Below are 23,383 nucleotides of genomic sequence, written 5' to 3' on the forward strand. Positions count from 1 at the left end.
GGATATGGAGGTCCGCGAAGGATGCGCAAGGTATTGATCTGTTTTGCCTTTATTTTAGGCAACGCTGCACAGGCCGAGGAGGTGGTGATCGCGGCTCTTGGCGATAGCCTGACCCAAGGCTATGGCTTGCCTGCCGGGGAAGGTTTTGTTCCGCAATTGCAGGCATGGCTGGACGCCGAAGGTGTCGAAGCGACGGTCGTGAACGCGGGCGTTTCGGGCGACACGACAGCGGGCGGCCTTGCGCGGGTTGATTGGACACTGACGCCTGAGGTTGACGCGATGATCGTGACTCTGGGCGGGAACGACATGCTGCGCGGGCTGGACCCGGCGCAGGCGCGCGGCAATATCGACGGTATCCTGACTGCGGCCAAAAATGCGGAGGTTGAGGTGTTGCTGGTCGGTATGTCGGCGCCGGGAAACTATGGAGCGGAGTACAAAGCGGATTTCGAAGGGCTGTACCCTGAATTGGCCGAAGAGCATGAGACGCTGCTCTACCCTGACTTCTTTACCGGGCTTCTTGCTGAAGAAGCGGGGGCGGCTTCGGCGCGAAGCGAGACGATCCGCCGGTATTTCCAAGGCGATGGCATCCATCCCAATACCGAAGGTGTGGCGTTGATCGTAAAAGATATCGGTCCCTCGGTCGCCAAGCTTGCCGAGCAAGTCGCCGATAAGCCCTAACAAAAAACGGACGCCGCAGCGTCCGTTTCAACCCTAAACAGTGGCCCGGTCAGGCCAGTGCGATGTTGCTCGCGCTTTCGCGGCCATCGCGGCCTGCTTCGACATCAAAGGTGACCTTTTGATTGTCGGCCAGCCCGGTGAGGCCTGCGCGTTCAACAGCGGAAATATGAACGAAAATGTCTTTGCCGCCGCTATCGGGCGCGATGAAGCCGTAGCCTTTTGTCGTGTTAAACCATTTTACGGTGCCAGTAGCCATGACCCGTGTCTCCCTCTGTCTGATCTGCCCGCAACATGCGGCAGCGCGGCTCGGTCGAATTCGTGATCGCTGGAGCCTTAGGGCAGCCGGGTCGAAAAGTCTTCGCGTCGCAGTTGTGATATTGGAACCCCTATTTTTAAAATCAAGGATTTTTACGGGCGCTTAGGCTCCGAGCAAGGAAGCGCCCATGAAATATAACCTGCCTGTTACAAAACTGGCAGTGCTGCGGGGTTTGTGCAGAAAGGCTCATTTTCAAAAATTTACCAGTTGATAAAAAAATGATTCCATGTGAGCATTTTCAAAACACCAAGAAAACGACAGGGATTTTGATATGGCACATGATGTCTTTGAGCCGGGGATCGTTCCGGGGCGGCTGGCGCCGCAGAACTACAACGAGGGGTTTTCGGACCTGCATCCGCCTTTGGATGAACATGAGGCGCTGGTCGCGGCGGATCGGTGCTACTTTTGCCACGACGCGCCCTGCATGACGGCCTGTCCGACGGACATCGACATTCCGCTGTTCATCCGCCAGATCGCCACTGGCACGCCGGATGCGGCGGCCAAGACGATCCTGAGCCAGAACATCCTTGGCGGCATGTGCGCACGGGTCTGCCCGACCGAAACGCTCTGCGAGGAAGTCTGCGTGCGCGAAGTGGCCGAGGGCAAGCCGGTATTGATCGGCCAGTTGCAGCGCTATGCGACGGACCATCTGCAACAACAGGGCAAACATCCGTTTGAGCGTGCGGCCCCTACGGGCAAGCGCGTTGCCGTCGTCGGCGCAGGCCCGGCGGGCCTGTCCTGTGCGCACCGTCTGGCGATGCTGGGCCACGATGTTGAGATCATCGACGCGCGGCCCAAGCCCGGCGGGCTTAACGAATATGGCATCGCTGCTTACAAAACGCCGAACGGCTTTGCGCAGGCCGAGGTGGATTGGCTGATGCAAATCGGTGGGATTTCCTTCCGCCATGAGGTCGCCGTGGGGCGGGATGTCACGCTTGAGGAATTGAAGACCGACTATGACGCGGTTTTCCTCGGCATGGGGCTGGTGGGCGTCAATGCGCTTGGGGCCGAAGGCGAGGATAAGGCCGGGGTCGCCAATGCGGTCGATTTCATCTCGGAACTGCGCCAGTCGGGCGACATGTCAGGCGTGCCGATTGGCCGCGACGTGGTGGTCATCGGCGGCGGAATGACAGCGGTGGATGCGGCGGTGCAGGCGAAACTGCTGGGCGCGCTGAACGTGACGCTGGTCTACCGCCGTGGGCGGGACCGGATGAACGCGAGTGTGTTCGAGCAAGACCTCGCGGCCTCCAAGGGGGTGCGGATCGTGACCCATGCGGTGCCGATCGCGGTACATGGCAATGGCTCGGTGCGCGAGATCGAGTTTGAATATGTCGATGAGGCGATGAAGGGCACAGGCCAGACCCTGCGCTTGCAAGCCGATCAGGTGTTCAAGGCCATCGGTCAAACGCTGTTGGGCGAGGGGCTGCCCGAACTCGACGGGCGCAAGATCAAGGTCGACGGCACCGGGCGCACCAGCCTCGACGGTGTTTGGGCCGGGGGCGATTGCGCCAGCGGTGGTGATGACCTGACGGTGACCGCCGTGGCCGAGGGCCGCGATGCCGCGATGGACATTCACACCACATTGATGGGGGCGGCGGGCTGAGGCCGCGCCGAGAGGGAGACATAACATGGCTGATCTGAGAAGCGAATTCATCGGGATCAAATCCCCCAACCCGTTCTGGCTGGCCTCCGCCCCGCCGACGGATAAGGAATACAACGTGCGCCGCGCCTATGAGGCGGGCTGGGGCGGGGTGGTCTGGAAAACCCTCGGCATGGAAGGCCCGCCGGTGGTTAACGTCAACGGCCCGCGCTATGGCGCGATCTATGGGGCCGACCGGCGTTTGCTGGGGCTGAACAACATTGAGCTCATCACCGACCGCCCGCTGGAGGTAAACCTGCGCGAGATGAAGGCGGTCAAGCGCGACTATCCTGATCGGGCGCTGATCGCGTCGATCATGGTGCCTTGCGAGGAGGAAGCGTGGAAAGCGATCCTGCCGCATGTGGAGGAGACCGGCGCCGACGGGATTGAGCTGAACTTCGGCTGCCCGCATGGCATGGCCGAGCGCGGCATGGGATCGGCCGTGGGGCAGGTGCCGGAATACATCGAAATGGTCACCCGCTGGTGCAAGATGTACACGCGGATGCCGGTGATCGTGAAGCTGACGCCGAACATCACCAATGTGCTCTACCCCGCCGAGGCCGCCAAACGCGGTGGTGCGGATGCGGTGAGCCTGATCAACACGATCAACTCGATCACCTCGGTCGATCTGGACCTCTTTGCGCCCGAGCCGATGATTGACGGCAAGGGCACCCACGGCGGCTATTGCGGCCCGGCGGTGAAGCCCATCGCGCTCAATATGGTGGCCGAAATCGCCCGTAACCCCGAGACCCACGGCCTGCCGATCAGCGGCATTGGCGGGGTCACCACATGGCGCGACGCGGCGGAGTTTCTGGCCCTCGGCGCGGGCAACGTGCAGGTCTGCACGGCGGCGATGACCTATGGTTTCAAGGTTGTCCAAGAGATGATCTCGGGCCTGTCGGAGTATATGGACGAGAAGGGCATGACATCGGTCGATGAGCTTGTGGGCCGCGCGGTGCCGAATGTCACCGACTGGAACCAGCTGAACCTGAACTACGTCGCCAAGGCGAAGATCGATCAGGATCTCTGCATTTCCTGTGGACGCTGCTTTGCGGCTTGCGAGGACACCAGCCACCAAGCCATCGCCATGTCCGAGGACCGCACCTTCACCGTGATCGAAGAGGAATGCGTGGCCTGCAACCTTTGCGTCAATGTGTGCCCGGTCGAAGACTGTATTTCGATGGAAGAATTGGCCGTTGGTGCCACCGACCTGCGCACGGGCAAGACGGTGGCGCCGGACTATGCCAATTGGACCACGCACCCCAATAACCCGTCAGTCCATGCGGTCGAACCGGCAGAGTAAGACAAGACCCGCCGCCCCGCGTTCAGGAGTTTCTCCGCGACGGGGCGGCGGTTTCGGTTGATGGCTGCGGGACCGTCCGTGCCAGATCGCGCTGCGCCGCAATCACTGCCATGGCCGCATCCCGCGCTATCTGTTCGCGCGGGATCGGTCGCGCGCTCGCCGCTTCATCAGAACCCTTCGCATTTCGCGCAGACCCTGCGCCATTAAAATCGCCTACATTCATCACTGCCCCTCAAATTACTGAGGAGCCCACACCCGCAGGCAGACTGCGGCAGAAATGTTATTGGGGAATTAAAAGCGGTCCATCTCCGGAGGCCATGGTTAACGGTTTGCCAATGGCTCCGGCAGGTCCAAAAGCGCGCCGAACATCGCCTGAAGATGCGCCTGCGCGCGGGGGCGGGGATCGGCCTCGGGACCGAGCAAGATTTGCGCCTGCGCCTCGAAATCCGCGTAGTGCTGCGTTGTGGCCCAGATCGAGAATATCAGGTGCTGCGGGTCCAGTGGGGGCAGTTTGCCCGCCGCCACCCAGCCCGCGATCACGGCGCATTTCTCGTCGAACAGGGGTTTGAGATGGCTGTGCAACTCCGGCTCGATCCGGGGCGCGCCTTGCAGGATTTCATTGGCGAAAAGGCGGCTCTCGCGCGGCAGTTCGCGCGACATGGTTAGCTTGCGCTCGACATAATCCAAAATCTCGCGCCGGGGGTCGCCTTCGGGGTCAAGTTCCACCAGCGGGTCAAGCCATGTTTCCATAAGCTGCGACAGCAAAGTGACGTGAATGTCTTCTTTGCCATTGAAGTAATAGAGAATATTCGGTTTGCTCAGCCCAGCCTCGGCGGCGATCTGATCCAGCGTGGCACCCCGGTAGCCATGTTTGGAAAAGACTTCGAGCGCGGCATCCAGAATCACCCGGCGGTTGCGTCGTTGGATGCGGCTGGGTTTCTTGGCGGTGCTTTCGGGCAAGGCAATGATCCTTGGTGCTGCTAAAAAAGGCGTTTGCCGGGTCGGCGGTGGGTTGTTTCAAACCAGTTCTTGACAGAGCCTAACCTAATCGCAATCGTGGATTTACCAAATGGTAAAAAAACAACACGGCCCAAGCCGATGACAGAGGAGTGACCTATGCCCGCGCCCGGAGAGAACCTCAAGATTGATCCCGACCGTCTGTGGGATTCCTTGATGGAAATGGCCAAGATCGGCCCCGGCGTGGCGGGGGGCAACAACCGCCAGACGCTAACGGACGAAGACGCCGAAGGCCGCGCCCTGTTCCAGAAGTGGTGCGAAGAGGCGGGCTGTACCATGGGGCTCGACCAGATGGGCAATATGTTCGCCCAGCGGGACGGCACCGACCCCGATGCGCTGCCGGTCTATGTGGGCAGCCACCTCGACACCCAGCCGACGGGCGGGAAATACGATGGCATCCTCGGCGTACTCGGCGGGTTGGAAATCATCCGCACGATGAACGATCTGGGGATCAAGACCAAACACCCGATCGTCGTGACCAACTTCACCAACGAAGAAGGCACCCGTTACGCCCCCGCGATGCTGTCGTCGGGGGTTTTTGCTGGCATCCACACGCAGGACTGGGCCTACGCGCGCACCGACGCCGAGGGCAAGAGCTTTGGCGATGAGTTGCGGCGCATCGGCTGGAAAGGCGACGAGGAAGTAGGCGCGCGCAAGATGCATGCCTTCTTTGAACTGCACATCGAACAGGGCCCGATCCTAGAGGTCGAGGGCAAGGATATCGGCGTTGTCACCCACGGGCAGGGGCTGAGCTGGACCCAAATGACGATCACCGGCAAGGACAGCCACACCGGTTCCACCCCGATGCCGATGCGCCGCGATGCGGGGCTGGGCATGGCGCGCGTGCTGGAAAAGGTGAACGAGATCGCGCTCAGCCATACGCCCCATGCGGTGGGGGCGGCGGGCCATATCGAAGTCTACCCAAATTCGCGCAACGTGATTCCGGGCAAGACGGTCTTTACCGTCGATTTCCGGTCGCCTGAGTTGTCAGTGATCGAGGATATGGAGGCCCGCCTGCGCGAAGAAGGTCAAAAGATCGCCGACGATATGGATGTGCAGATCGAATTCGAAAAGGTCGGCGGATTTGATCCCGTGGCTTTTGACGAGGGCTGCGTGACGGCTGTGCGCAACGCCGCCGAGCGGTTGGGCTACAGCCATATGAACCTGATTTCGGGGGCGGGGCATGACGCCTGCTGGATCAACCGGGTGGCGCCCACGGCGATGGTGATGTGCCCCTGTGTCGATGGTCTGAGCCATAACGAGGCCGAGGAGATCACCAAGGAGTGGGCCAAGGCGGGGGCGGATGTGCTGCTCCATGCGGTGCTGGAGACGGCGGAAATAGAGGCCTGAACACGCGGGCGGAGGTCTGGGGTGCTGCCCCGGCCCCCCGACGTGAATTGCCAGAAAAGATGGGGAGAAGACGATGAGCAAGGTAATCAAGGGTGGCATGGTCTGCACGGCGGATCGCACATGGAAAGCCGATGTCCTGATTGAGGGCGAGAAGATCAAGCAGATCGGCGAAGACCTGAAGGGTGACGAATATATCGACGCCGAGGGGGCCTATGTGATCCCCGGCGGGATCGATCCGCATACGCATCTGGAGATGCCCTTTATGGGCACTACGGCGGCTGAGACCTTTGAGAGCGGCACATGGGCCGCGGCGGTGGGCGGCACCACGATGGTGGTGGACTTCTGTCTGCCCGGCGCCGATGGCAGCATCAAGAACGCGATCAACGAATGGCACCGCAAGTCGGCGCCGCAGATTTGCAGCGATATCGGTTATCATATGGCGGTCACCGGCTGGGACGAAAACGTCTTTAACGAGATGAAAGACGCGGTCGACATGGGGGTGAACAGCTTCAAGCACTTCATGGCCTACAAGGGCGCGCTGATGATTGAGGATGATGAGATGTTCGCCTCGTTCAAACGCTGTGCGGAACTGGGCGCGTTGCCGATGGTTCATGCCGAGAACGGCGATCTGGTGGCCGAGTTGCAGCAGAAGTATTTCGATCAGGGCATCACCGGGCCAGAGGGCCACGCCTATTCCCGCCCGCCTGAGTTGGAGGGCGAGGCCGCCAACCGCGCCATCACCATCGCGGACACGGCGGGCGTGCCGCTTTATATCGTGCATGTCTCCTGCGAGCAGACCCATGAGGCGATCCGCCGGGCGCGTCAAAAGGGGATGCGGGTTTACGGCGAGCCGTTGATCCAGTTCCTGACGCTGGATGAGTCGGAGTATTTCAACAAGGATTGGGACCATGCCGCGCGGCGCGTCATGTCACCGCCTTTCCGCAGCAAGGATCACCAAGACAGCCTTTGGGCCGGGTTGCAGGCGGGCAGTTTGCAGGTGGTGGCGACGGATCACGCGGCGTTCAGCACCGAGCAGAAGCGGGCAGGCCGCGATGATTTCCGGATCATTCCCAACGGCTCGAACGGGCTGGAAGAGCGTCTGGCCGTGCTTTGGACCGAAGGGGTAGAGACGGGGCGGCTTACGCCCAATGAATTCGTCGCCGCGACCTCAACCAATATCGCCAAGATCCTCAACATCTATCCGCAGAAGGGCGCGATCGTTGAAGGGGCCGATGCCGATATCGTGGTGTGGGATCCGAAAATCACCAAGACAATCAGCCCAGCGAACCACCATTCCATCCTTGATTACAACGTCTTTGAGGGCTTCGAGGTCAAGGCGCAGAGCCGCTATACGCTAAGCCGTGGCGAGGTGATCTGGGCCTGGGGTCAAAACAGCCAGCCGCAACCCGGTCGTGGGCGTTTCGTGCCGCGCCCAGCCTTCCCAAGCGCCAATGTCGCGCTCAGCAAGTGGAAGGAGCTCAACAGCCCAAAGATGATCAAGCGCGATCCGCTGAACATTCCGGCGGGGATCTGAGCGATGTAAAACCGCCACGACAATCAGGTAAAGTGCCGCGCTAAAAGCGGCCGACCAACAGGGAAGTAAAATACGTGAATGACAGCCAGAGCGTGATCAGCGCCAGCAATCTTGACCTGACCTTTCAAACCAATGACGGGCCGGTCCATGCGTTGAAAGACGTGAATCTTGAGATCCACAAGGGAGATTTCGTCAGCTTTATCGGCCCCTCGGGCTGCGGGAAGACGACCTTTCTGCGGGTGATGGCCGACCTTGAGCAGCCTACGGGCGGCACCGTGACAATTAACGGTGTCTCGCCTGAGGAGGCGCGCAAATCCCGGGCTTACGGCTACGTCTTTCAGGCGGCGGGGCTGTACCCGTGGCGCACCATTGGCGGCAACATCCGCCTGCCGCTTGAGATCATGGGCATCCCCCGCGCAGAGCAGGCCGAGCGGGTGCGGCGCGTGCTGGAACTGGTGGAACTCAGCGGGTTTGAAAAGAAATTCCCTTGGCAGCTTTCGGGCGGGATGCAGCAGCGCGCCTCCATCGCGCGGGCGCTGTCGTTCGACGCCGATATCTTGCTGATGGACGAACCCTTTGGCGCGTTGGATGAAATCGTGCGCGACCATCTCAACGAGCAACTGCTGAAGCTCTGGGCGCGGACGGAAAAGACCATTGCCTTCGTCACCCACTCGATCCCCGAAGCGGTCTATCTGTCGACCAAGATCGTTGTGATGAGCCCGCGCCCCGGCAGGATCGCCGATGTGATCGAAAGCCCGCTGCCGCGCGAACGGCCCTTGGAAATCCGCGAAACGCCAGAATTCCTTGAGGTCGCGCATCGCGTCCGTGAGGGGCTGCGCGCCGGGCATGGGGACGATTGATGCGTAACATTATCCCGGTTCTTACGGTCGTGGGGCTGTTGATTGTCGTTTGGTATGGCGCTGCTGTCGCGCTCAACGCGCAGTGGGCGCGGGACGTGGCGGCGCGGGCGGACAAGACGCTGACATTCTCGGAATTGGTGGCCGATACGTGGTCGCAGGACAAGCCCAAGCTGCCCGCACCGCATCAGGTGGGGGCCGAACTGTGGGAGACCACGGTGATGAAGAAGGTCACGTCGAAACGCTCGCTGGTCTATCACACATGGGTCACGTTCAGCGCGACCTTCCTTGGCTTTGTCATGGGCACAGCGCTTGGCACGCTGCTGGCAGTCGGCATCGTGTTTAACCGCACGATGGATATGTCGGTGATGCCTTGGGTGATCGCCAGTCAGACCATTCCGATTCTCGCCATCGCGCCGATGATCATCGTGGTGCTGAATGCCGTGGGCCTCTCGGGCCTGCTGCCCAAGGCGATCATCAGCATGTATCTGTCGTTCTTCCCGATGGTCGTGGGCATGGTCAAAGGGCTGCGCAGCCCGGATCAGATGCAGTTGGACCAGATGCGCACTTGGCACGCGAGCGGTTGGCAGACCTTTTGGAAACTGCGGTTACCGTCTTCGATGCCGTATTTCTTCACCTCGCTGAAAGTGGGGGTCGCGGCCTCTCTCGTTGGTGCCATTGTCGGTGAGATGCCGACGGGGGCGGTCGCGGGTCTTGGGGCGCGGTTGCTGGCGGGTAGCTACTACGGTCAGACCGTCCAGATCTGGAGCGCGCTTATCATGGCGGCGGCCTTGGCGGCGGTGATGGTTGGGCTGATCGGGTTGATCCAGCGGGTCACCCTAAAACGGATGGGGATGGCATGATGGGCTGGGTTCTTTTCGCCATCGTCGCTTGGCTGGTCGGTCTGTCAATTAACGTCTGGCTGGCGCGGCAGAAGCCGTCCCGCTGGGCGGCGCTCGCTTCTCCGATTGTCTTCGGCCTGACGCTCATCGCCGTCTGGGAAGGCGTGGTGCGGGGCTTTGACATCAACCAAGTCCTGCTGCCTGCGCCTTCGGTGATTGCTGCGCGGTTTGCAACGTCGCTGGATATCCTCTGGGTCGACTTTGTGCAGACCGTCATCAAAGGCGCGCTGAGTGGTTATATCATCGGCTGCGGCGCGGCGTTCCTGACGGCGCTGGCGATTGACCGCTTTCCTTTCCTGCAACGCGGGTTGCTGCCCGTGGGCAATTTCGTCGCGGCCCTGCCGATCATCGGCATGGCACCGATCATGGTGATGTGGTTCGGTTTTGGTTGGCAATCCAAGGCGGCGATTGTCGTGGTCATGGTGTTCTTTCCGATGCTGGTGAACACGGTGCAGGGGTTGCAGGCCAGCGACGCCATGCAGCGCGACTTGATGCGCACCTATGCGGCAGGCTATTGGCGAACGCTGCTGAAACTGCGGTTGCCTGCGGCGATGCCCTTTGTCTTCAACGGGTTGAAGATCGGCACCACGCTGGCGCTGATCGGGGCCATTGTTGCTGAATTTTTCGGCTCTCCGGTGCTTGGCATGGGGTTCCGCATCTCTACTTCGGTCGGACAGCTTGCCCTAGACCTCGTCTGGGCCGAGATTGTCGTGGCGGCGATCGCCGGATCGGCGTTCTATGGTATTATGGCCCTGGTCGAGGGCCGGGTGACCTTCTGGCACCCCAGTCAACGAAGCTGAACAACGACCAACCAAGAGGGAGAATAATGATGAAGAATATCACGAAGATTACCGCAGGGGTCGCCTTGGGCCTTTGGGGCGGGATGGCGCAGGCGGCGGATGACCTGACCTTGCAACTTAAATGGGTCACGCAGGCTCAGTTCGGGGGCTACTATGTGGCCAAGGACAAAGGGTTCTATGAGGAAGAAGGGTTGAACGTTACGATCAAGCCGGGCGGTCCCGATATCGCGCCGGTTCAGGTGCTGCTGGGTGGTGGTGCGGATGTGATGGTTGATTGGCTGCCCTCGGCATTGGCTGCGCGGGAAAAGGGCGCACCGATTGTGAACATCGCGCAGCCCTTCGCGAAATCTGGCCTGATGCTGACCTGCCTGAAAGAGCACGGTATCGAGAGCCCCGAAGACTTCCCCGGCAACACGCTCGGTACATGGTTCTTTGGCAATGAGATTCCGCTGCTAAGCTGGATGGGCAAGCTGGGCTATTCGACTGATGGCTCGGACGGTGGTGTGACCATCCAAAAGATCAACTTCAACGTCGACCCGCTGCTGCAAAAGCAGGTCGAATGCGCCACCACCATGACCTACAACGAATATTGGCAGGTGATCGACGCTGGGCTGACGCCTGAAGATTTGGTGGTCTTCAAATATGAGGACGAGGGCATTTCGACGCTGGAAGATGGTCTTTATACCACCGAAGAGAGCCTTGCGGACCCTGAGATGGTCGACAAGCTGGCGCGTTTCGTGCGGGCCTCGATGAAGGGCTGGAAATACGCCGAGGAAAATGTCGAAGAAGCCGCCGAAATCGTGTTGGAGAATGACCAGACCGGCGCGCAGACTGAAAAGCACCAGACCCGCATGATGGGCGAGATCGCCAAGCTGACCGAGGGCAGCGATGGGCGCTTGGACGAAGCGGCCTTTGACCGGAGCGCGGAAATCACCATGGAAGGTGGGATGATCACCAAAGCGCCTGAGGGGGCTTGGACCCACGACATCACCGACAAAGCGCTTCAGTAAATTTGAATGCTCTTGAAATGGAGGGGGCCCGCGCTTTGCGCTGGCCCCTTTCTTGTTTGCACGGAGGGTCAGCGCCTGCTCGCGGGTCGGCGGTCCAACGTTGCATCGTGCCACTTTATGGCTCAACCTTGACGCGCCTTCGCAAAGTCACGCCGAGCTTGACGATATCGCCTACCCGGGGGGCGGGCAGGCGATGGCCCGACGCCTGCGGCTTGTTTCCGGACCGGATGCCTTACAGCACGGTAACCTTCGTCCCAATCGGCACGCGTTGGTACAGATCGACCACATGTTCGTTCAACATGCGAATACAACCGTTGGAGACCGAACGCCCGATTGAGTTCGGCTGCGTTGTGCCGTGAATGCGGAAGTATGTGTCTCGCCCGTTCTGGAACAGATAAAGCGCCCGCGCGCCGAGTGGGTTGCCGGGGCCGCCGGGCTGGGCGTCGGTATTGCCGATGAAGCGTTTGTAGGCCTGCGGCTCGCGCTCGATCATTTCATTGGTCGGCCGCCATGTGGGCCATTCTTTTTTCACGTCAATGGTCGCCGTGCCTGTGAACTCTAGTCCTGCCTTGCCGACACCCACGCCATAGCGCATCGCCTGACCGGGGGCCGTCACGAAATAAAGGTAATGGCTGCGCGGTAGGATCAGTAACTGGCCCGGCGCATATTGGCTCTTAACCGGTACGATCTGCGGCTTTGGATCATAGGCGGCGGTGCGGGCCTGCGCCATGAGGGGGAGGGTGGCGGCTGCCACGGTGCTGGTCAGAAATGTACGGCGGCGCATGGCAGGCTCCATTTTGGGATCACTGTTTTGTCGTGCATCTTGCCACGGAGGCATATTTTAGCAAGGCTGGACATAAAAAAACCGACCTGCCGTCGCCAGCAGGTCGGTTAAAATTCTTGGGTCAGGGCCGAAGCCCCCGGCCATTAGGCCAGCGCGATGTTTGTCGCGGACTCGCGGCCGTCACGGCCTGCTTCGATGTCGAAGGTCACTTTCTGGTTGTCGGCCAGGCCGGTCAGGCCAGCGCGCTCAACAGCGGAAATGTGAACGAAAACGTCTTTGCTGCCGCCATCGGGAGCAATAAAGCCGAAGCCTTTAGTTGTGTTGAACCATTTTACGGTGCCAGTGGCCATATCCGTAGTCTCCATATTTATGCCATCCGCTTAAGTGCGATGGCCCGGCGTTGTTGGTCTGGATCGATAGACTGAGCGCCGTATGAGGGAGACAGTGGGTCGAAAAAGATAACGTCTGCACTGCCTATATTGCATTGGGAGGGGATTCGTTCAAGGGGCAACACGTATCTGGCTGTAATGGCGGTAAAAGCGTCTCAGTTATCGGCAAATTCCTGCCACGAAATTTCATGATCTCCATATTTTATTGGGAATAGGTTGAAAATGCCCGTCTCGAGTTTGCCTAAAACCCGTCTCATTGCTGCCCGGACTAGGTGGTTTTCTGCCGGAAAGCCCCAAGAGCGCCTGCCAGCGCCCCCTCATGCGGAGTAATGAGACATGATGCGTATCCTTGCTGTAGACGATGACCCGGTCATCCTTGACCTCCTTACGGGATGTCTGACTGAAAATGACAATTACGAGCTGACCTGCTGCGAAAGCTCGGAAGATGCGCTTGAAATCATGCAGCAGAGCAACCAGCCGTTCGACTCCTTCCTGTTGGACATCATGATGCCGGGCATCAACGGGATCAGCCTGTGTGAGATGATCCGCGATGTGCCATCCTATCGGGCTGTGCCGATCATTATGATCACCGCCAGCAAAGAGCCTGCGATGATGCAGCGGGCCTTTGATGCGGGGGCGACGGATTTCCTGTGCAAACCGCTGGACGGGGTTGAGCTGAGCGCGCGGATCAATGCTGCAAGCATGTTGAATGCCTCGCTTTTGCGGGAACGTGAGGCGCAACATACGCTGTCCGAGCTGGCGCAGATGATGAAGATCCGCTTTGACGAAGATTTTGAGCTTGATGTTTCGTCCTGTAGCAATGTTTCCGCGTTGGAGAATTACCTGCTGCGGCTGCCCAGCGGTTGTTTCTCGATGAGCCTGTTCTCTATCTCTGTTGAGGGCGCGCGCGGTATCTATCGCGCGGTCAAGGCACCTGCCTTCCGCCGTCAAATGGAACAGGTGGCCCGTGCGTCGGTTCATTCGCTGGAAGGTATGCGTTTTCATCTGGCCTATGCAGGCAGTGGCCGTTTCATCGGTGTGGTGATGAGCCGCGCACGTTTGAACACCGCCACCATGGCCGAGCGGATGCTTGAGCATTTGGAGAGCAGTTGGGATGGCAAAGGCATGAACGGTGGGCTGGCCCCGTCGTTGCAGGTGCATTCCGTGACCGAGCAGCGCCTCTGGTCGGGCCTTTCCGCCAGCAACAAGCTGCGCGAATATCTGCAAAGCTGGGACCCGCTCCATGGTCTGGCACGGCACGACGAAGACAATCTCTTTGCCCAGTTGGAAACCGCAATCGACGACGATCGCTGAGGGCTCTGCTCGTTCTCAGGGATGCTAGGCCCGTCCGCTTTGCGGGCGGGCTTTTGCGTTGGGGGAACGGGGGATGCCTGTAGTGCCCTAGGTTGGTAGGCCAACATATAACGCACAAAAAAAGGGGCGACGGTCAACCGTCGCCCCTTTCTCATGCCAGTCGCGCTGTTTAGCGCGCGAATTTTTTGTGCTTCAGGCGCTTGGGCTCAAGCGCATCGGCACCCAGACGGCGCTTTTTGTCTTCTTCGTAATCGTCGAAGTTGCCTTCGAACCATTCCACATGCGCTTCGCCTTCGAAGGCCATGATATGGGTACAAATACGGTCAAGGAAAAAGCGGTCGTGCGAAATCACCACGGCACAGCCCGCGAAATCGACCAGCGCATCTTCGAGCGCACGGAGGGTTTCGACGTCAAGATCGTTGGTCGGTTCATCGAGCAGCAGCACGTTGCCGCCTTCTTTGAGCAGACGCGCCATGTGTACGCGGTTACGTTCACCGCCCGACAGCAGACCAACTTTCTTTTGCTGGTCGCCGCCCTTAAAGTTGAACGACGAGCAATAGGCGCGGGAGTTCACCTCGGCGTCACCCAGCTTGATGATCTCGGCCCCGCCGGTGATCGCCTGCCAAACGGTGTCGTCGTGGTTCAGATCATCGCGGCTTTGGTCGACATAGCTGAGATCGACCGTATCACCGTATTCGATGGTGCCTTCGTCCGGTGTTTCATGCCCGGTGAGCATTTTGAACAGCGTCGATTTACCCGCGCCGTTGGGGCCAATCACACCAACGATACCGCCGGGCGGCAGCGAGAAATCGAGCCCGTCGATCAACTGCTTATCGCCCATGTGCTTCTTCAGACCCTCGACCTCGATCACCTTGTTGCCAAGGCGCGGGCCATTGGGGATGACAATCTGGGCGCGGCTGAGTTTTTCGCGCTCGGAAGTTTCGGCCATTTCGTTATAGGCGGCGATACGCGCTTTGGATTTCGCCTGACGGGCTTTGGCACCTTGGCGCATCCACTCAAGTTCGCGCTCAAGCGTCTTTTGCTTGGATTTGTCCTCGCGGGCCTCTTGGCTCAGGCGTTTGGCCTTTTGCTCCAGCCAGTCGGAGTAGTTGCCCTCATAGGGGATGCCGCGGCCACGGTCCAATTCGAGAATCCAGCTGGTAATGTCATCAAGGAAGTAACGGTCGTGGGTGACGGCAAGGATCGTGCCCTTGTAGTCGATCAGGTGCTGTTGCAGCCACGCGATGGTTTCCGCGTCGAGGTGGTTGGTCGGTTCATCGAGCAGCAGCATGTCGGGCGCTTCGAGCAGCAGTTTGCACAGCGCCACGCGGCGCGCTTCACCGCCCGAGAGGTTTTCCGGCATCGCGTCATCGGGCGGGCAGCGCAGAGCTTCCATCGACACATCGATCTGACTGTCGAGGTCCCACAGGTCTTGGGCGTCGATGTCGTCTTGCAGCTTGGCCATCTCTTCAGCGGTCTCGTCGCTGTAGTTCATCGCCAGTTCATTGTAGCGGTCCAGAATGGCCTTCTTCTCGGCCACGCCTTCCATGACGTTCTCGCGCACGGTCTTGGTCGGGTCGAGCTTGGGTTCCTGCGGCAGGTAGCCGACCTTGGCGCCTTCGGCGGCCCATGCTTCGCCAGTGAAATCCTTGTCGAGCCCGGCCATAATCTTGAGCAGGGTGGATTTACCCGCGCCGTTGACGCCAACGACACCGATCTTCACGCCGGGCAGGAAGTTCAGGTGGATGTTTTCGAATGTCTTCTTGCCCCCGGGATAGGTCTTGGAGACGCCGGACATGTGATAGACGTATTGATAGGCAGCCATTTGGAGAATCCTCGAAACGCGATTTGGGGTTTGCAGTGCAATATCGTCCGTGCGGGGCAATATCAAACACTCTGTATATCCTGAGCCAATCGCCCGGCGGAGCCTTGCGAAATCTGCCCTGTGGTTGACCCCATGACGCAGGGCAGAGGGCGATTGGACGGTTTTACAATGGTTTGGCGGGCGATCTGCAAAGCCAGACAGCGAAATTCAGTCGACTTTTCTGCGGTTTTCGCGCTAACATTTCTACAATCTGCGATTGGGCGGCGATTTCTGGCCAGCGCAGAGTAGGAAGACTGAGAGCGGAGTTCACCTTTCGCGGGCGTCGACTTTCAGCACAGCAACAGGGAATTACTCATGTCAAAATCCACAATCGTTGTGGGTCTGGACGGGTCAGAGGCCGGCGCGCGTGCTTTGGCCTTTGCTCAGGCTCAGGCCAAACAGATCGGGGATTGTTCGATCACGGTTTGCTTTGTGATCGAATGGTCGCCTTTCACCTTTCAGACCAAGGAAGAGAACGAGCAGCGCCATATGCGGCGCGAGCAGGAGTTGCAGCGCGCCCATGACGTGGTGCTTGATCCGGCGGTGGCAGACGCCAAAGCCTCGGGCATCGAGGTTGAGGGCATCGTGCGGCACGGCGACGTGGCCGATATCCTTGAAGGTGTCGCCAAAAAGCGCGGAGCGATTCAGATCGTTGTTGGCCGCGTCGGTGAGCGGGGTCTCAAGCGGCTCTTTGGTGGGGTGACGGGCCGGTTGGTCGCAGGCTCCAGTGTGCCGGTCACGATCATTCCCTGAAAGGATAAGCCATGAACAAGCTGTTTACCTACGTGATGGCCGTTTTCGCGTCATTGCTGCCGAGCCTTGCCGCTGCGCAAGAGGCTGTCGGCGTCGACGAACGTATTAACCAGATTTTTGCCGATTACACCGGTTGGTATGTTTCCTTCATTTTCGCCCCGCTGCCGGGCACGAATTTCTCTTGGATCGCGCTGTGGTTGGTTGTGGGGGCGGTGGTTTTCACCGTTTATTTCGGGGCCATCCAGCTCAAGGGGTTTTGGCATTCGATCCAGCTGGTGCGGGGCGATTATTCCGACCCCGACGATGCGGGCGAGGTAAGCCACTTTCAGGCGCTGGCGACGGCGCTGTCGGGCACCGTGGGTCTGGGCAATATCGCGGGCGTCGCGGTGGCGGTCAGCATCGGTGGGCCGGGTGCGACATTCTGGATGGTGGTTGCCGGTCTCTTCGGCATGGCGACCAAGTTCACCGAATGTACGTTGGGCGTGAAATACCGTAATGAGTTTCCCGACGGCCATGTTTCAGGCGGGCCGATGTATTACATCGTCAAAGGCTTTTCCGAGCGCGGCCTGCCGCTGGGTGGCTTCATGGCGGTGCTGTTCTCGATCTTTACCATCCTCGGCGCGCTCGGCGGGGGCAATATGTTCCAAGCCAACCAAGCTCATGCGCAGCTTGCGGGCGTTTTGGGTGACTATCCGGGTTGGATCACGGGCGTCATCCTTGCCGGTGTCACCTTTGCCGTGATCGCGGGTGGTCTGAAATCCATCGCGCGGGTGACGGAAAAGATCGTGCCCTTCATGGGCGTCTTCTATGTGCTGGTGTCGATCCTGATCCTGATCATCAACTGGGATATGATCGGTTGGGCCTTTGGTCAGATTTTCATGGGCGCCTTCACCGGTCTGGGCGTTGTCGGCGGCTTTACCGGCGCGTTGATCCAAGGCTTCCGCCGTGCGGCGTTCTCAAACGAAGCGGGCATCGGCTCGGCTGCCATTGCCCACTCGGCGGTGCGTACCAAAGAGCCGGTGACTGAAGGCTATGTGGCGCTGCTGGAGCCGTTCATCGATACGGTGGTGATCTGCACGATGACCGCCTTGGTGATCGTTATCAGCGGCGTGTTGAACCAAGACCCTGCAACCGGGCTTTATATCTGGAACGAAGAAGCGGGCCGGATCGCGACAGAAGGTGACGTGAGCGGCGTGGCGCTGACTTCGGCGGCCTATGCGCGGGCGTTCTCGTGGTTCCCGATCTTGTTGATGATCGCGGTGGTGCTCTTTGCCTTCTCGACGATGATCAGCTGGTCCTACTATGGCCTCAAGGCTTGGACCTATCTCTTCGGCGAGGGGCCAGCAAAGGAACTGACCTTTAAGGTAATCTTCTGCGTCTTCATCGTGATCGGTGCAGCGGCGAGCCTTGGGCCGGTGATCGACTTCTCCGATGCGATGCTCTTCTCCATGGCGATCGTGAACATCATCGCGCTCTACTTCCTGATGCCGATCGTGAAGCGCGAGCTGAACAGCTATGTCGCGCGGCTGCGCTCGGGCGAGATCGTGAAACACAAGTAAGCGCTTCGCATTGACAATGGGCTGCAATGCCCCTCCTTTGGCCCCTGATTTCGGATCGGGGGCCATTTTCTTGCGCAATACCATGCCATTCGCCACCAAAGGGCAGGTCGTGGGCCTGTTGGGCGGGTCGTTTGACCCGGCACATGAGGGGCATGCGCATATCACGCGCGAGGCGTTGAAGCGGTTCGGGCTGGATCGCGTCTGGTGGCTGCTCAGCCCCGGCAACCCGCTGAAAGAACACGGGCCAGCGCCGATGGCGCAGCGCAAGGCGCGGGCGCGGGCAGTGATGGATCACCCGAGGGTCGAAATCACGGACATTGAGGCGCAGCTTGGCACCCGTTACACGGCGCAGACGCTTGAGGCCCTACGGCGGCGCTATCCCGGCGTGCGGTTCGTCTGGCTGATGGGGGCCGATAACCTTGCGCAGTTTCATTTGTGGCAAGACTGGCGGCAGATCATGGAGACAGTGCCGGTCGGCGTGCTGGCCCGACCCGGGCAACGTATTTCAGCCCGGATGAGCCGGGCGGCGGCGCTGTATGCGCCCTACCGGATCGCGGGGCGGAACAGTCAACTGCTGTCCTATGCCACAGCGCCCGCGTGGTGTTTTGTGAATGTGCCGATGGTCGAGGTGTCGTCAACCGCGCTGCGGGCCGCCGGGGGCTGGCGCTCAGCGTAGCCGGGCAGAGGTGATGCCTGCGGTGATGATCACCGCAAGCCCCGCCCATGTCAGCGCATCGGGCAGGGTGCTGAACAGGAACAGACCCAGCAGTACCGCCGCGATCAGTTGGAAATAGACCAAAGGTGCCAGCCGCGTCGCAGGCGCGCGGCGATAGGCGTAGAGCAGCAGCAGATTGCCCAGCATGGAGAACAGCGCGCTGGCCGTTGCCAGACCGGCCACAGGCAGGGTGGCTTGGGGCAGGTTCATCACGCCCAAGGGCAGCAGCATCACCGCGCTCATCGCCAGTTGGGTAAAGGTCAGCGCGAGCGGCGGGGCGAGGTCAGACAGCCAGCGCGACATGGTGAGAAAGACGCCGTAGAACAGCCCCGCCGCCACAGCGAAGAGCAGCCCCGGCCCGCCCGTGCCACCCCCCATGCCGGGGCGTACGACCAGCAGCACACCGAAAAACCCGAGTAAGATTAGCGCACTGCGTAGCAGGGTGATGCGTTCGCGCAAGAAAAGTGCGGCCAATAGGTAGCTAACCATCGGCCCGATAAAGAAGGCGGCAAAGACATTGGCGATAGCTTCGGTTTGTAGAGCGGTTTGAATGCAAGTGATCCCCGCCGCCAGCGTTGCCGCCCGTAGCCACAACCGCCAGTCGCGCATCAGCCCCCAAGTGCCGCGCGGCAGGAACGGCAGCACCATCAGCGCGCCAATGGCAAACCGCGACCACGCAACGAATACCGGTGCCACCCCCATTCCCGAGGTCAGAATCTTGCCCGCGCTGTCCCCTGCGGGGATCAGTGACATGGCGATAAACATGAGCGGAATGGCGCGTTGCATGATGCGGGGTTAGCAGGTCGGCGGTTTTGTGCAACCGCGAAAGGGGGGCAGGCGTCAGACAGGTTGTGGCCGAACGCCGCATGGGGTTTATATCAAGCCCATGAGCCAGAGATTTACACGACGCATTTTCCTTGGAACGGCTGCTGCCGCGATGGCCGCAGCTTCCGCTTGGGCCGAGCCACCGACCACATCATTGCGCCCCGTCGGGCGCGATGCCGATCTGTACAAACAGGCCATTCCAAATGTGTCAGAGATCATCGCCGACAGCGGGATCACAGGCACGGTCGCCTTTGCCGTGATCGACGTCGACAGCGGTATCTGGCTGGAAGCATCAAATGCCACCGATGGCATCCCGCCCGCCAGCAGTATCAAAGCGATCACCGCGCTTTATGCCCTGGATCAACTTGGGCCGGATCATGTTTTTGAAACGCGGTTGCTGGCAACAGGTGGCGTGGTCGATGGGGAAGTGCAGGGCGATCTGATCCTTGTCGGCGGGGGCGACCCGACGCTCGACAGTGACAACCTTGGCCAGATGGCCGAGGAGTTGAAAGAGGCGGGCATCATCGGGGTGAAGGGCAAATTCAAGGTCTATGAAGGATCTTTGCCCTCGACCTTTGCGATCGACCCCGAACAGCCCGATCATGTGGGATATAACCCTGGCGTCTCGGGCATTGCCCTGAACTACAACCGGGTGCATTTCGAATGGAAACGCAGCGGTAGCGGCTATGACGTGACAATGGAGGGCCGCGCGGCGCGTTATGCGCCGGCAGTACGTGCGGCCACGATGGAAGTCGTGGACCGCAGTGGCCCAGTCTATACCTACGAAAACCGCCCCGACCGAGATGTCTGGACCGTGGCGAAGTCTGCCTTGGGCACCGGCGGTGCGCGTTGGTTGCCGATCCGGCGGCCCAGTGTCTATGCAGGGGACATTTTCACCACCATCGCCCGGAGCCACGGTATCAACTTGGGCGATGCGGAATTGGCCGAAACACTGCCCGAGGGGGAGACCCTCGTTACCCATCGCAGCGCCGAGTTGCGGCCGATCCTAAAGGACATGCTGGAATATTCCACCAACCTTACGGCTGAGATGGTTGGTCTGGCCGCCAGCGCCAAACGGCTGGGAACGGTGCCAAGCCTGCGTGCCTCTGCCGCCGAGATGAACAAATGGGCGATTGAGGAGCTGGGCATGGAAAACCCGGCGATGATCGACCATTCGGGTCTTGGCGACGACAGCAAGATGACCGTGCATGACATGGCCGGAGGGTTGGCGCGTATTCATGGTACGGGGCTGCGGCCCCTGCTGAAACCTGTGTATCTGCGCGATGATAGTGGCCGACCGGAGCGCGATAATCCCATTGAGATTGACGCCAAGACGGGCACTTTGAACTTTGTCTCGGCGCTGGCCGGGTTCCTGACCACGCCCGAAGATCGTGTGTTGGCCTTTGCAATCCTGACGGCGAACACCGATGAGCGGGCGAAAATCACACGTGCTGAGCGTGAGCGCCCGCCGGGGGCGCGGACATGGAATGGGCGGGCCAAACGTGTGCAGCGTGGTCTGCTTGAGCGTTGGGGGCTGCTTTATAACGCGGCGGTTAAGCCAGAGGCAGAAACGGCCCCGGCGCCTGAGGTTACATCTGAGGAAGCACCGGAGCCTGAAGCCGTTCTGGAGGAATCCTGAAGTCTGCTTAGGTCAGATGCCGCGCCCGCGCGCCGCGCTCGATCGCGGCGGCGTGGAGCCGGTCGATGTTGAGCTCATAGCGGATTTCTTCGAGGAGACGCAGTTCAGCCTCGTCCAGCGTACCATCGGCGGCGGCCACGTCACAGGCCAGCGCATAGGCTGTTTCATGCAGGCGTTCGGGCAGGGCTTCGCGGATAAGGCCAAAGAGGGCATCCAACCCGTCTTCCTGCTCAAAGAGGTCAAACACCGTTTTGCTGATCGTCGCCACGCGGTCATTGTCATAGCCGGAAAATACCGGCAGCAGGTTCAGTGCGGATTCAATTTTAACCAGTTCGGCGGTGCGAATGTCTTCGTCCGAGGCCGAGACCGCGATCATCAGCGCGACAAGGCAGTCTTGGGCGCTGAGCGAGAGGGAAGATGTGTCGGGCATCGGGAAATCCTTTGAACAGGTATGTTGCAGCGCAGAATATTGACCCTCAGGGTGCGAAGCAATAGGAACGGGCGACCCCGTGCGCATTGGGCGCAGGGGCGCCAAAAGATGGATGATCCGACATGTCCGAGACCCGAGACGCGGCACTTAGCAGCAAAGCATGGCCCTTTGAAGAAGCGCGCCGGGTGCTCAAACGGTACGCCAAGAAACCGCCGGAGAAGGGCTATGTGCTGTTCGAGACGGGCTATGGCCCCTCTGGCTTGCCGCATATCGGCACCTTTGGGGAGGTGCTGCGCACCACGATGATCAAGCGCGCCTTCGAAGAGATCAGCGATATTCCGACCAAGCTGGTGTGTTTCTCGGACGATCTGGACGGCATGCGCAAGGTGCCGGGCAACGTGCCACAGCAAGAAATGCTGGCTGAGCATATGCACAAGCCGCTGACCGTGGTGCCGGACCCGTTCGGCACGCATGAGAGCTTTGGCCACCACAACAACGCGATGCTGCGCCGGTTCCTCGACACTTTCGGCTTCGAGTACGAGTTCTATTCCGCGCGCGAATTCTACCGCTCGGGCCAGTTCGACGAGGTGCTGCTGCGCGCCTGCGAGAAGTACGACGAGATCATGGCGGTGATGCTGAAGTCGCTACGCGAGGAGCGCGCGCAGACCTATTCGATTTTCCTGCCGATCCACCCCGAAACGGGCCGCGTGATGTATGTGCCGATGAAGGAGGTCAACGCCAAGGATGGCACGATCACCTTCGACGACGAGGACGGCACCGAGATGACCTTGCCGGTCACCGGGGGCAACGTGAAGCTGCAATGGAAGCCTGACTTTGGCGCGCGTTGGGCTGCGCTGGATGTCGACTTTGAGATGTACGGCAAGGAACATGCGACCAACACGGCGATCTATGATCGGATCTGCGAGATCCTCGGTGGTAAGAAGCCCGAGCATTTCAGCTATGAGCTGTTCCTTGATGAGAACGGTCAGAAGATTTCCAAGTCCTCGGGCAACGGCATTTCGATCGACCAGTGGCTGACCTATGCTAGCACTGAGAGCTTGTCGTATTTCATGTTCCAAAAGCCCAAGACGGCCAAGCGCATGCATTTTGACGTGATCCCCAAGGCGGTTGATGAATACCACCAGCAGCTTCGGGCCTATGAGACGCAGGATGTGAAGGCGCGGCTGAACAACCCGGTCTGGCACATCCACGGGGGCGATGTGCCGAAGTCGGACATGGTGGTGCCCTTCTCCATGCTGCTGAACCTTGCAAGCGTATCGAGCGCCGAGGACAAGTCGCAGCTTTGGGGTTTCATCCAGCGCTATGCGCCTGACGCCACACCGGAAAACAACCCTGGCATGGATCAGGCGGCGGGCCATGCGGTGCGCTATTTCAACGACTTCGTGAAGCCGCAGAAGGTGTTCCGCGCGCCTACGGAGTTGGAACGCGAAGCGTTGGAAGACCTGCGCGAGCGGCTCAAAGTCTGGGACAGCGGGCTGGATGCCGAAGCGTTGCAGAGCATGGTTTTTGCCGTGGGCAAAGAGCGTTTCGACCCGCTGCGCGACTGGTTCACCGCGCTTTACGAAGTGTTGCTGGGCGCCAGTCAAGGGCCACGCTTTGGCGGGTTCATCGCGCTTTATGGTGTGGATGAGACCGTGGCGCTGATCGACGACGCGCTGGCGGGCAAGCTGACCACCGCGTGAAA

22 protein-coding genes are annotated in these 23,383 nt (G+C 60.2%); 15 read left to right on the forward strand and 7 right to left on the reverse strand.

Going from position 1 to position 23,383, the window contains the following annotated elements; genetic code table 11:
- The first annotated feature begins 21 nt into the window (after positions 1 to 21).
- A complete protein-coding gene (locus BM229_RS12720) occupies positions 22 to 678 on the forward strand; it encodes an arylesterase (protein ID WP_093928035.1) in 657 nt (218 codons plus the stop codon).
- Between the two features lie 49 nt (positions 679 to 727).
- Here BM229_RS12720 and BM229_RS12725 read toward each other — a convergent pair whose 3' ends face one another.
- On the reverse strand, positions 728 to 934 hold the full coding sequence (locus BM229_RS12725; protein ID WP_067623368.1) for a cold-shock protein: 207 nt from the start codon (positions 932 to 934) through the stop codon (positions 728 to 730).
- Between the two features lie 331 nt (positions 935 to 1,265).
- Between BM229_RS12725 and BM229_RS12730 the strand changes: the two genes are divergently transcribed.
- Positions 1,266 to 2,597, forward strand: coding sequence for an NAD(P)-dependent oxidoreductase (locus BM229_RS12730; protein ID WP_093928036.1), 1,332 nt, complete (start codon positions 1,266 to 1,268; stop codon positions 2,595 to 2,597).
- A 25-nt stretch (positions 2,598 to 2,622) separates the two neighbouring features.
- Positions 2,623 to 3,936, forward strand: coding sequence for an NAD-dependent dihydropyrimidine dehydrogenase subunit PreA (gene preA / locus BM229_RS12735; RefSeq protein ID WP_093928037.1), 1,314 nt, complete (start codon positions 2,623 to 2,625; stop codon positions 3,934 to 3,936).
- Positions 3,937 to 4,257: 321 nt separating this feature from the next.
- Here the strand turns inward: preA and BM229_RS12745 are convergent, their stop codons facing one another.
- A complete protein-coding gene (locus BM229_RS12745; protein WP_093928039.1) occupies positions 4,258 to 4,896 on the reverse strand; it encodes a TetR family transcriptional regulator C-terminal domain-containing protein in 639 nt (212 codons plus the stop codon).
- Between the two features lie 156 nt (positions 4,897 to 5,052).
- Between BM229_RS12745 and BM229_RS12750 the strand changes: the two genes are divergently transcribed.
- The 6 genes from BM229_RS12750 to BM229_RS12775 all read left to right on the forward strand — a co-directional run bounded on the left by BM229_RS12750 (position 5,053) and on the right by BM229_RS12775 (position 11,406).
- Positions 5,053 to 6,303 (forward strand): Zn-dependent hydrolase, encoded by a 1,251-nt coding sequence (locus tag BM229_RS12750; protein ID WP_093928040.1) that lies wholly within the window; start codon positions 5,053 to 5,055, stop codon positions 6,301 to 6,303.
- A gap of 73 nt (positions 6,304 to 6,376) precedes the next feature.
- Complete coding sequence (hydA, locus tag BM229_RS12755) at positions 6,377 to 7,837, forward strand: dihydropyrimidinase (protein WP_093928041.1); 1,461 nt, start codon at positions 6,377 to 6,379, stop codon at positions 7,835 to 7,837.
- 74 nt (positions 7,838 to 7,911) lie between these two features.
- A complete protein-coding gene (locus tag BM229_RS12760) occupies positions 7,912 to 8,697 on the forward strand; it encodes an ABC transporter ATP-binding protein (RefSeq protein WP_093928042.1) in 786 nt (261 codons plus the stop codon).
- On the forward strand, positions 8,697 to 9,557 hold the full coding sequence (locus BM229_RS12765) for an ABC transporter permease (protein WP_208604080.1): 861 nt from the start codon (positions 8,697 to 8,699) through the stop codon (positions 9,555 to 9,557). The genes BM229_RS12760 and BM229_RS12765 overlap by 1 nt, the downstream gene beginning before the upstream one ends.
- A complete protein-coding gene (locus tag BM229_RS12770; RefSeq protein WP_093928603.1) occupies positions 9,557 to 10,396 on the forward strand; it encodes an ABC transporter permease in 840 nt (279 codons plus the stop codon). The genes BM229_RS12765 and BM229_RS12770 overlap by 1 nt, the downstream gene beginning before the upstream one ends.
- Positions 10,397 to 10,425: 29 nt before the next feature.
- Positions 10,426 to 11,406, forward strand: a complete 981-nt coding sequence (locus BM229_RS12775) for an ABC transporter substrate-binding protein (RefSeq protein WP_093928604.1) — start codon at positions 10,426 to 10,428, stop codon at positions 11,404 to 11,406.
- A gap of 232 nt (positions 11,407 to 11,638) precedes the next feature.
- Here BM229_RS12775 and BM229_RS12780 read toward each other — a convergent pair whose 3' ends face one another.
- Together BM229_RS12780 and BM229_RS12785 are read right to left on the reverse strand one after the other, a co-directional pair.
- Positions 11,639 to 12,190: a L,D-transpeptidase gene (locus BM229_RS12780; protein WP_093928044.1), complete on the reverse strand. Its 552-nt coding sequence runs from the start codon at positions 12,188 to 12,190 to the stop codon at positions 11,639 to 11,641.
- Between the two features lie 143 nt (positions 12,191 to 12,333).
- A complete protein-coding gene (locus tag BM229_RS12785; protein ID WP_007117950.1) occupies positions 12,334 to 12,540 on the reverse strand; it encodes a cold-shock protein in 207 nt (68 codons plus the stop codon).
- Positions 12,541 to 12,915: 375 nt separating this feature from the next.
- Between BM229_RS12785 and BM229_RS12790 the strand changes: the two genes are divergently transcribed.
- On the forward strand, positions 12,916 to 13,893 hold the full coding sequence (locus BM229_RS12790) for a response regulator (protein ID WP_243261489.1): 978 nt from the start codon (positions 12,916 to 12,918) through the stop codon (positions 13,891 to 13,893).
- Positions 13,894 to 14,062: 169 nt separating this feature from the next.
- On the opposite strand, the gene ettA is transcribed toward BM229_RS12790, so the two are convergent.
- Positions 14,063 to 15,718: an energy-dependent translational throttle protein EttA gene (ettA, locus tag BM229_RS12795; protein ID WP_093928046.1), complete on the reverse strand. Its 1,656-nt coding sequence runs from the start codon at positions 15,716 to 15,718 to the stop codon at positions 14,063 to 14,065.
- A 354-nt stretch (positions 15,719 to 16,072) separates the two neighbouring features.
- On the opposite strand from ettA, the gene BM229_RS12800 reads away from it, so the two are divergent.
- From BM229_RS12800 to BM229_RS12810, 3 genes are all read left to right on the forward strand, one after another.
- Positions 16,073 to 16,510 (forward strand): universal stress protein, encoded by a 438-nt coding sequence (locus tag BM229_RS12800; protein ID WP_093928047.1) that lies wholly within the window; start codon positions 16,073 to 16,075, stop codon positions 16,508 to 16,510.
- Between the two features lie 11 nt (positions 16,511 to 16,521).
- Positions 16,522 to 18,069 carry an alanine/glycine:cation symporter family protein gene (locus BM229_RS12805; protein WP_093928048.1) on the forward strand — a complete coding sequence of 516 codons (1,548 nt, stop codon included), beginning with the start codon at positions 16,522 to 16,524 and terminating at the stop codon, positions 18,067 to 18,069.
- Positions 18,070 to 18,151: 82 nt separating this feature from the next.
- Complete coding sequence (locus tag BM229_RS12810; RefSeq protein ID WP_093928605.1) at positions 18,152 to 18,745, forward strand: nicotinate-nucleotide adenylyltransferase; 594 nt, start codon at positions 18,152 to 18,154, stop codon at positions 18,743 to 18,745.
- On the opposite strand, the gene BM229_RS12815 is transcribed toward BM229_RS12810, so the two are convergent.
- Entirely contained in the window at positions 18,737 to 19,570 is an 834-nt protein-coding gene (locus BM229_RS12815; RefSeq protein ID WP_093928049.1) for a DMT family transporter, read from the reverse strand. The two genes, BM229_RS12810 and BM229_RS12815, sit on opposite strands and share 9 nt — an antisense overlap.
- Positions 19,571 to 19,670: 100 nt before the next feature.
- Between BM229_RS12815 and dacB the strand changes: the two genes are divergently transcribed.
- Positions 19,671 to 21,248 (forward strand): D-alanyl-D-alanine carboxypeptidase/D-alanyl-D-alanine endopeptidase, encoded by a 1,578-nt coding sequence (dacB, locus tag BM229_RS12820; RefSeq protein ID WP_244152177.1) that lies wholly within the window; start codon positions 19,671 to 19,673, stop codon positions 21,246 to 21,248.
- A 7-nt stretch (positions 21,249 to 21,255) separates the two neighbouring features.
- Here the strand turns inward: dacB and BM229_RS12825 are convergent, their stop codons facing one another.
- Positions 21,256 to 21,678, reverse strand: coding sequence for a tellurite resistance TerB family protein (locus BM229_RS12825; RefSeq protein ID WP_093928051.1), 423 nt, complete (start codon positions 21,676 to 21,678; stop codon positions 21,256 to 21,258).
- A gap of 122 nt (positions 21,679 to 21,800) precedes the next feature.
- On the opposite strand from BM229_RS12825, the gene BM229_RS12830 reads away from it, so the two are divergent.
- Positions 21,801 to 23,381, forward strand: coding sequence for a lysine--tRNA ligase (locus tag BM229_RS12830; protein WP_093928052.1), 1,581 nt, complete (start codon positions 21,801 to 21,803; stop codon positions 23,379 to 23,381).
- Positions 23,382 to 23,383 lie beyond the last annotated feature (2 nt).

This window comes from Sulfitobacter dubius (assembly GCF_900113435.1).
Classification (GTDB): Bacteria; Pseudomonadota; Alphaproteobacteria; order Rhodobacterales; family Rhodobacteraceae; genus Sulfitobacter; species Sulfitobacter dubius.

Coding starts and splice junctions, on each gene's coding strand:
- BM229_RS12720 (WP_093928035.1), top strand. CDS start 22: ATGCGCAAGGTATTGATCTGTTTTGCCTTTATTTTAGGCAACGCTGCA.
- BM229_RS12725 (WP_067623368.1), bottom strand. CDS start 934: ATGGCTACTGGCACCGTAAAATGGTTTAACACGACAAAAGGCTACGGC.
- BM229_RS12730 (WP_093928036.1), top strand. CDS start 1,266: ATGGCACATGATGTCTTTGAGCCGGGGATCGTTCCGGGGCGGCTGGCG.
- preA (WP_093928037.1), top strand. CDS start 2,623: ATGGCTGATCTGAGAAGCGAATTCATCGGGATCAAATCCCCCAACCCG.
- BM229_RS12750 (WP_093928040.1), top strand. CDS start 5,053: ATGCCCGCGCCCGGAGAGAACCTCAAGATTGATCCCGACCGTCTGTGG.
- hydA (WP_093928041.1), top strand. CDS start 6,377: ATGAGCAAGGTAATCAAGGGTGGCATGGTCTGCACGGCGGATCGCACA.
- BM229_RS12765 (WP_208604080.1), top strand. CDS start 8,697: ATGCGTAACATTATCCCGGTTCTTACGGTCGTGGGGCTGTTGATTGTC.
- BM229_RS12770 (WP_093928603.1), top strand. CDS start 9,557: ATGGGCTGGGTTCTTTTCGCCATCGTCGCTTGGCTGGTCGGTCTGTCA.
- BM229_RS12775 (WP_093928604.1), top strand. CDS start 10,426: ATGAAGAATATCACGAAGATTACCGCAGGGGTCGCCTTGGGCCTTTGG.
- BM229_RS12780 (WP_093928044.1), bottom strand. CDS start 12,190: ATGCGCCGCCGTACATTTCTGACCAGCACCGTGGCAGCCGCCACCCTC.
- BM229_RS12785 (WP_007117950.1), bottom strand. CDS start 12,540: ATGGCCACTGGCACCGTAAAATGGTTCAACACAACTAAAGGCTTCGGC.
- BM229_RS12790 (WP_243261489.1), top strand. CDS start 12,916: ATGATGCGTATCCTTGCTGTAGACGATGACCCGGTCATCCTTGACCTC.
- ettA (WP_093928046.1), bottom strand. CDS start 15,718: ATGGCTGCCTATCAATACGTCTATCACATGTCCGGCGTCTCCAAGACC.
- BM229_RS12800 (WP_093928047.1), top strand. CDS start 16,073: ATGTCAAAATCCACAATCGTTGTGGGTCTGGACGGGTCAGAGGCCGGC.
- BM229_RS12805 (WP_093928048.1), top strand. CDS start 16,522: ATGAACAAGCTGTTTACCTACGTGATGGCCGTTTTCGCGTCATTGCTG.
- BM229_RS12810 (WP_093928605.1), top strand. CDS start 18,152: ATGCCATTCGCCACCAAAGGGCAGGTCGTGGGCCTGTTGGGCGGGTCG.
- BM229_RS12815 (WP_093928049.1), bottom strand. CDS start 19,570: ATGCAACGCGCCATTCCGCTCATGTTTATCGCCATGTCACTGATCCCC.
- dacB (WP_244152177.1), top strand. CDS start 19,671: ATGAGCCAGAGATTTACACGACGCATTTTCCTTGGAACGGCTGCTGCC.
- BM229_RS12825 (WP_093928051.1), bottom strand. CDS start 21,678: ATGCCCGACACATCTTCCCTCTCGCTCAGCGCCCAAGACTGCCTTGTC.
- BM229_RS12830 (WP_093928052.1), top strand. CDS start 21,801: ATGTCCGAGACCCGAGACGCGGCACTTAGCAGCAAAGCATGGCCCTTT.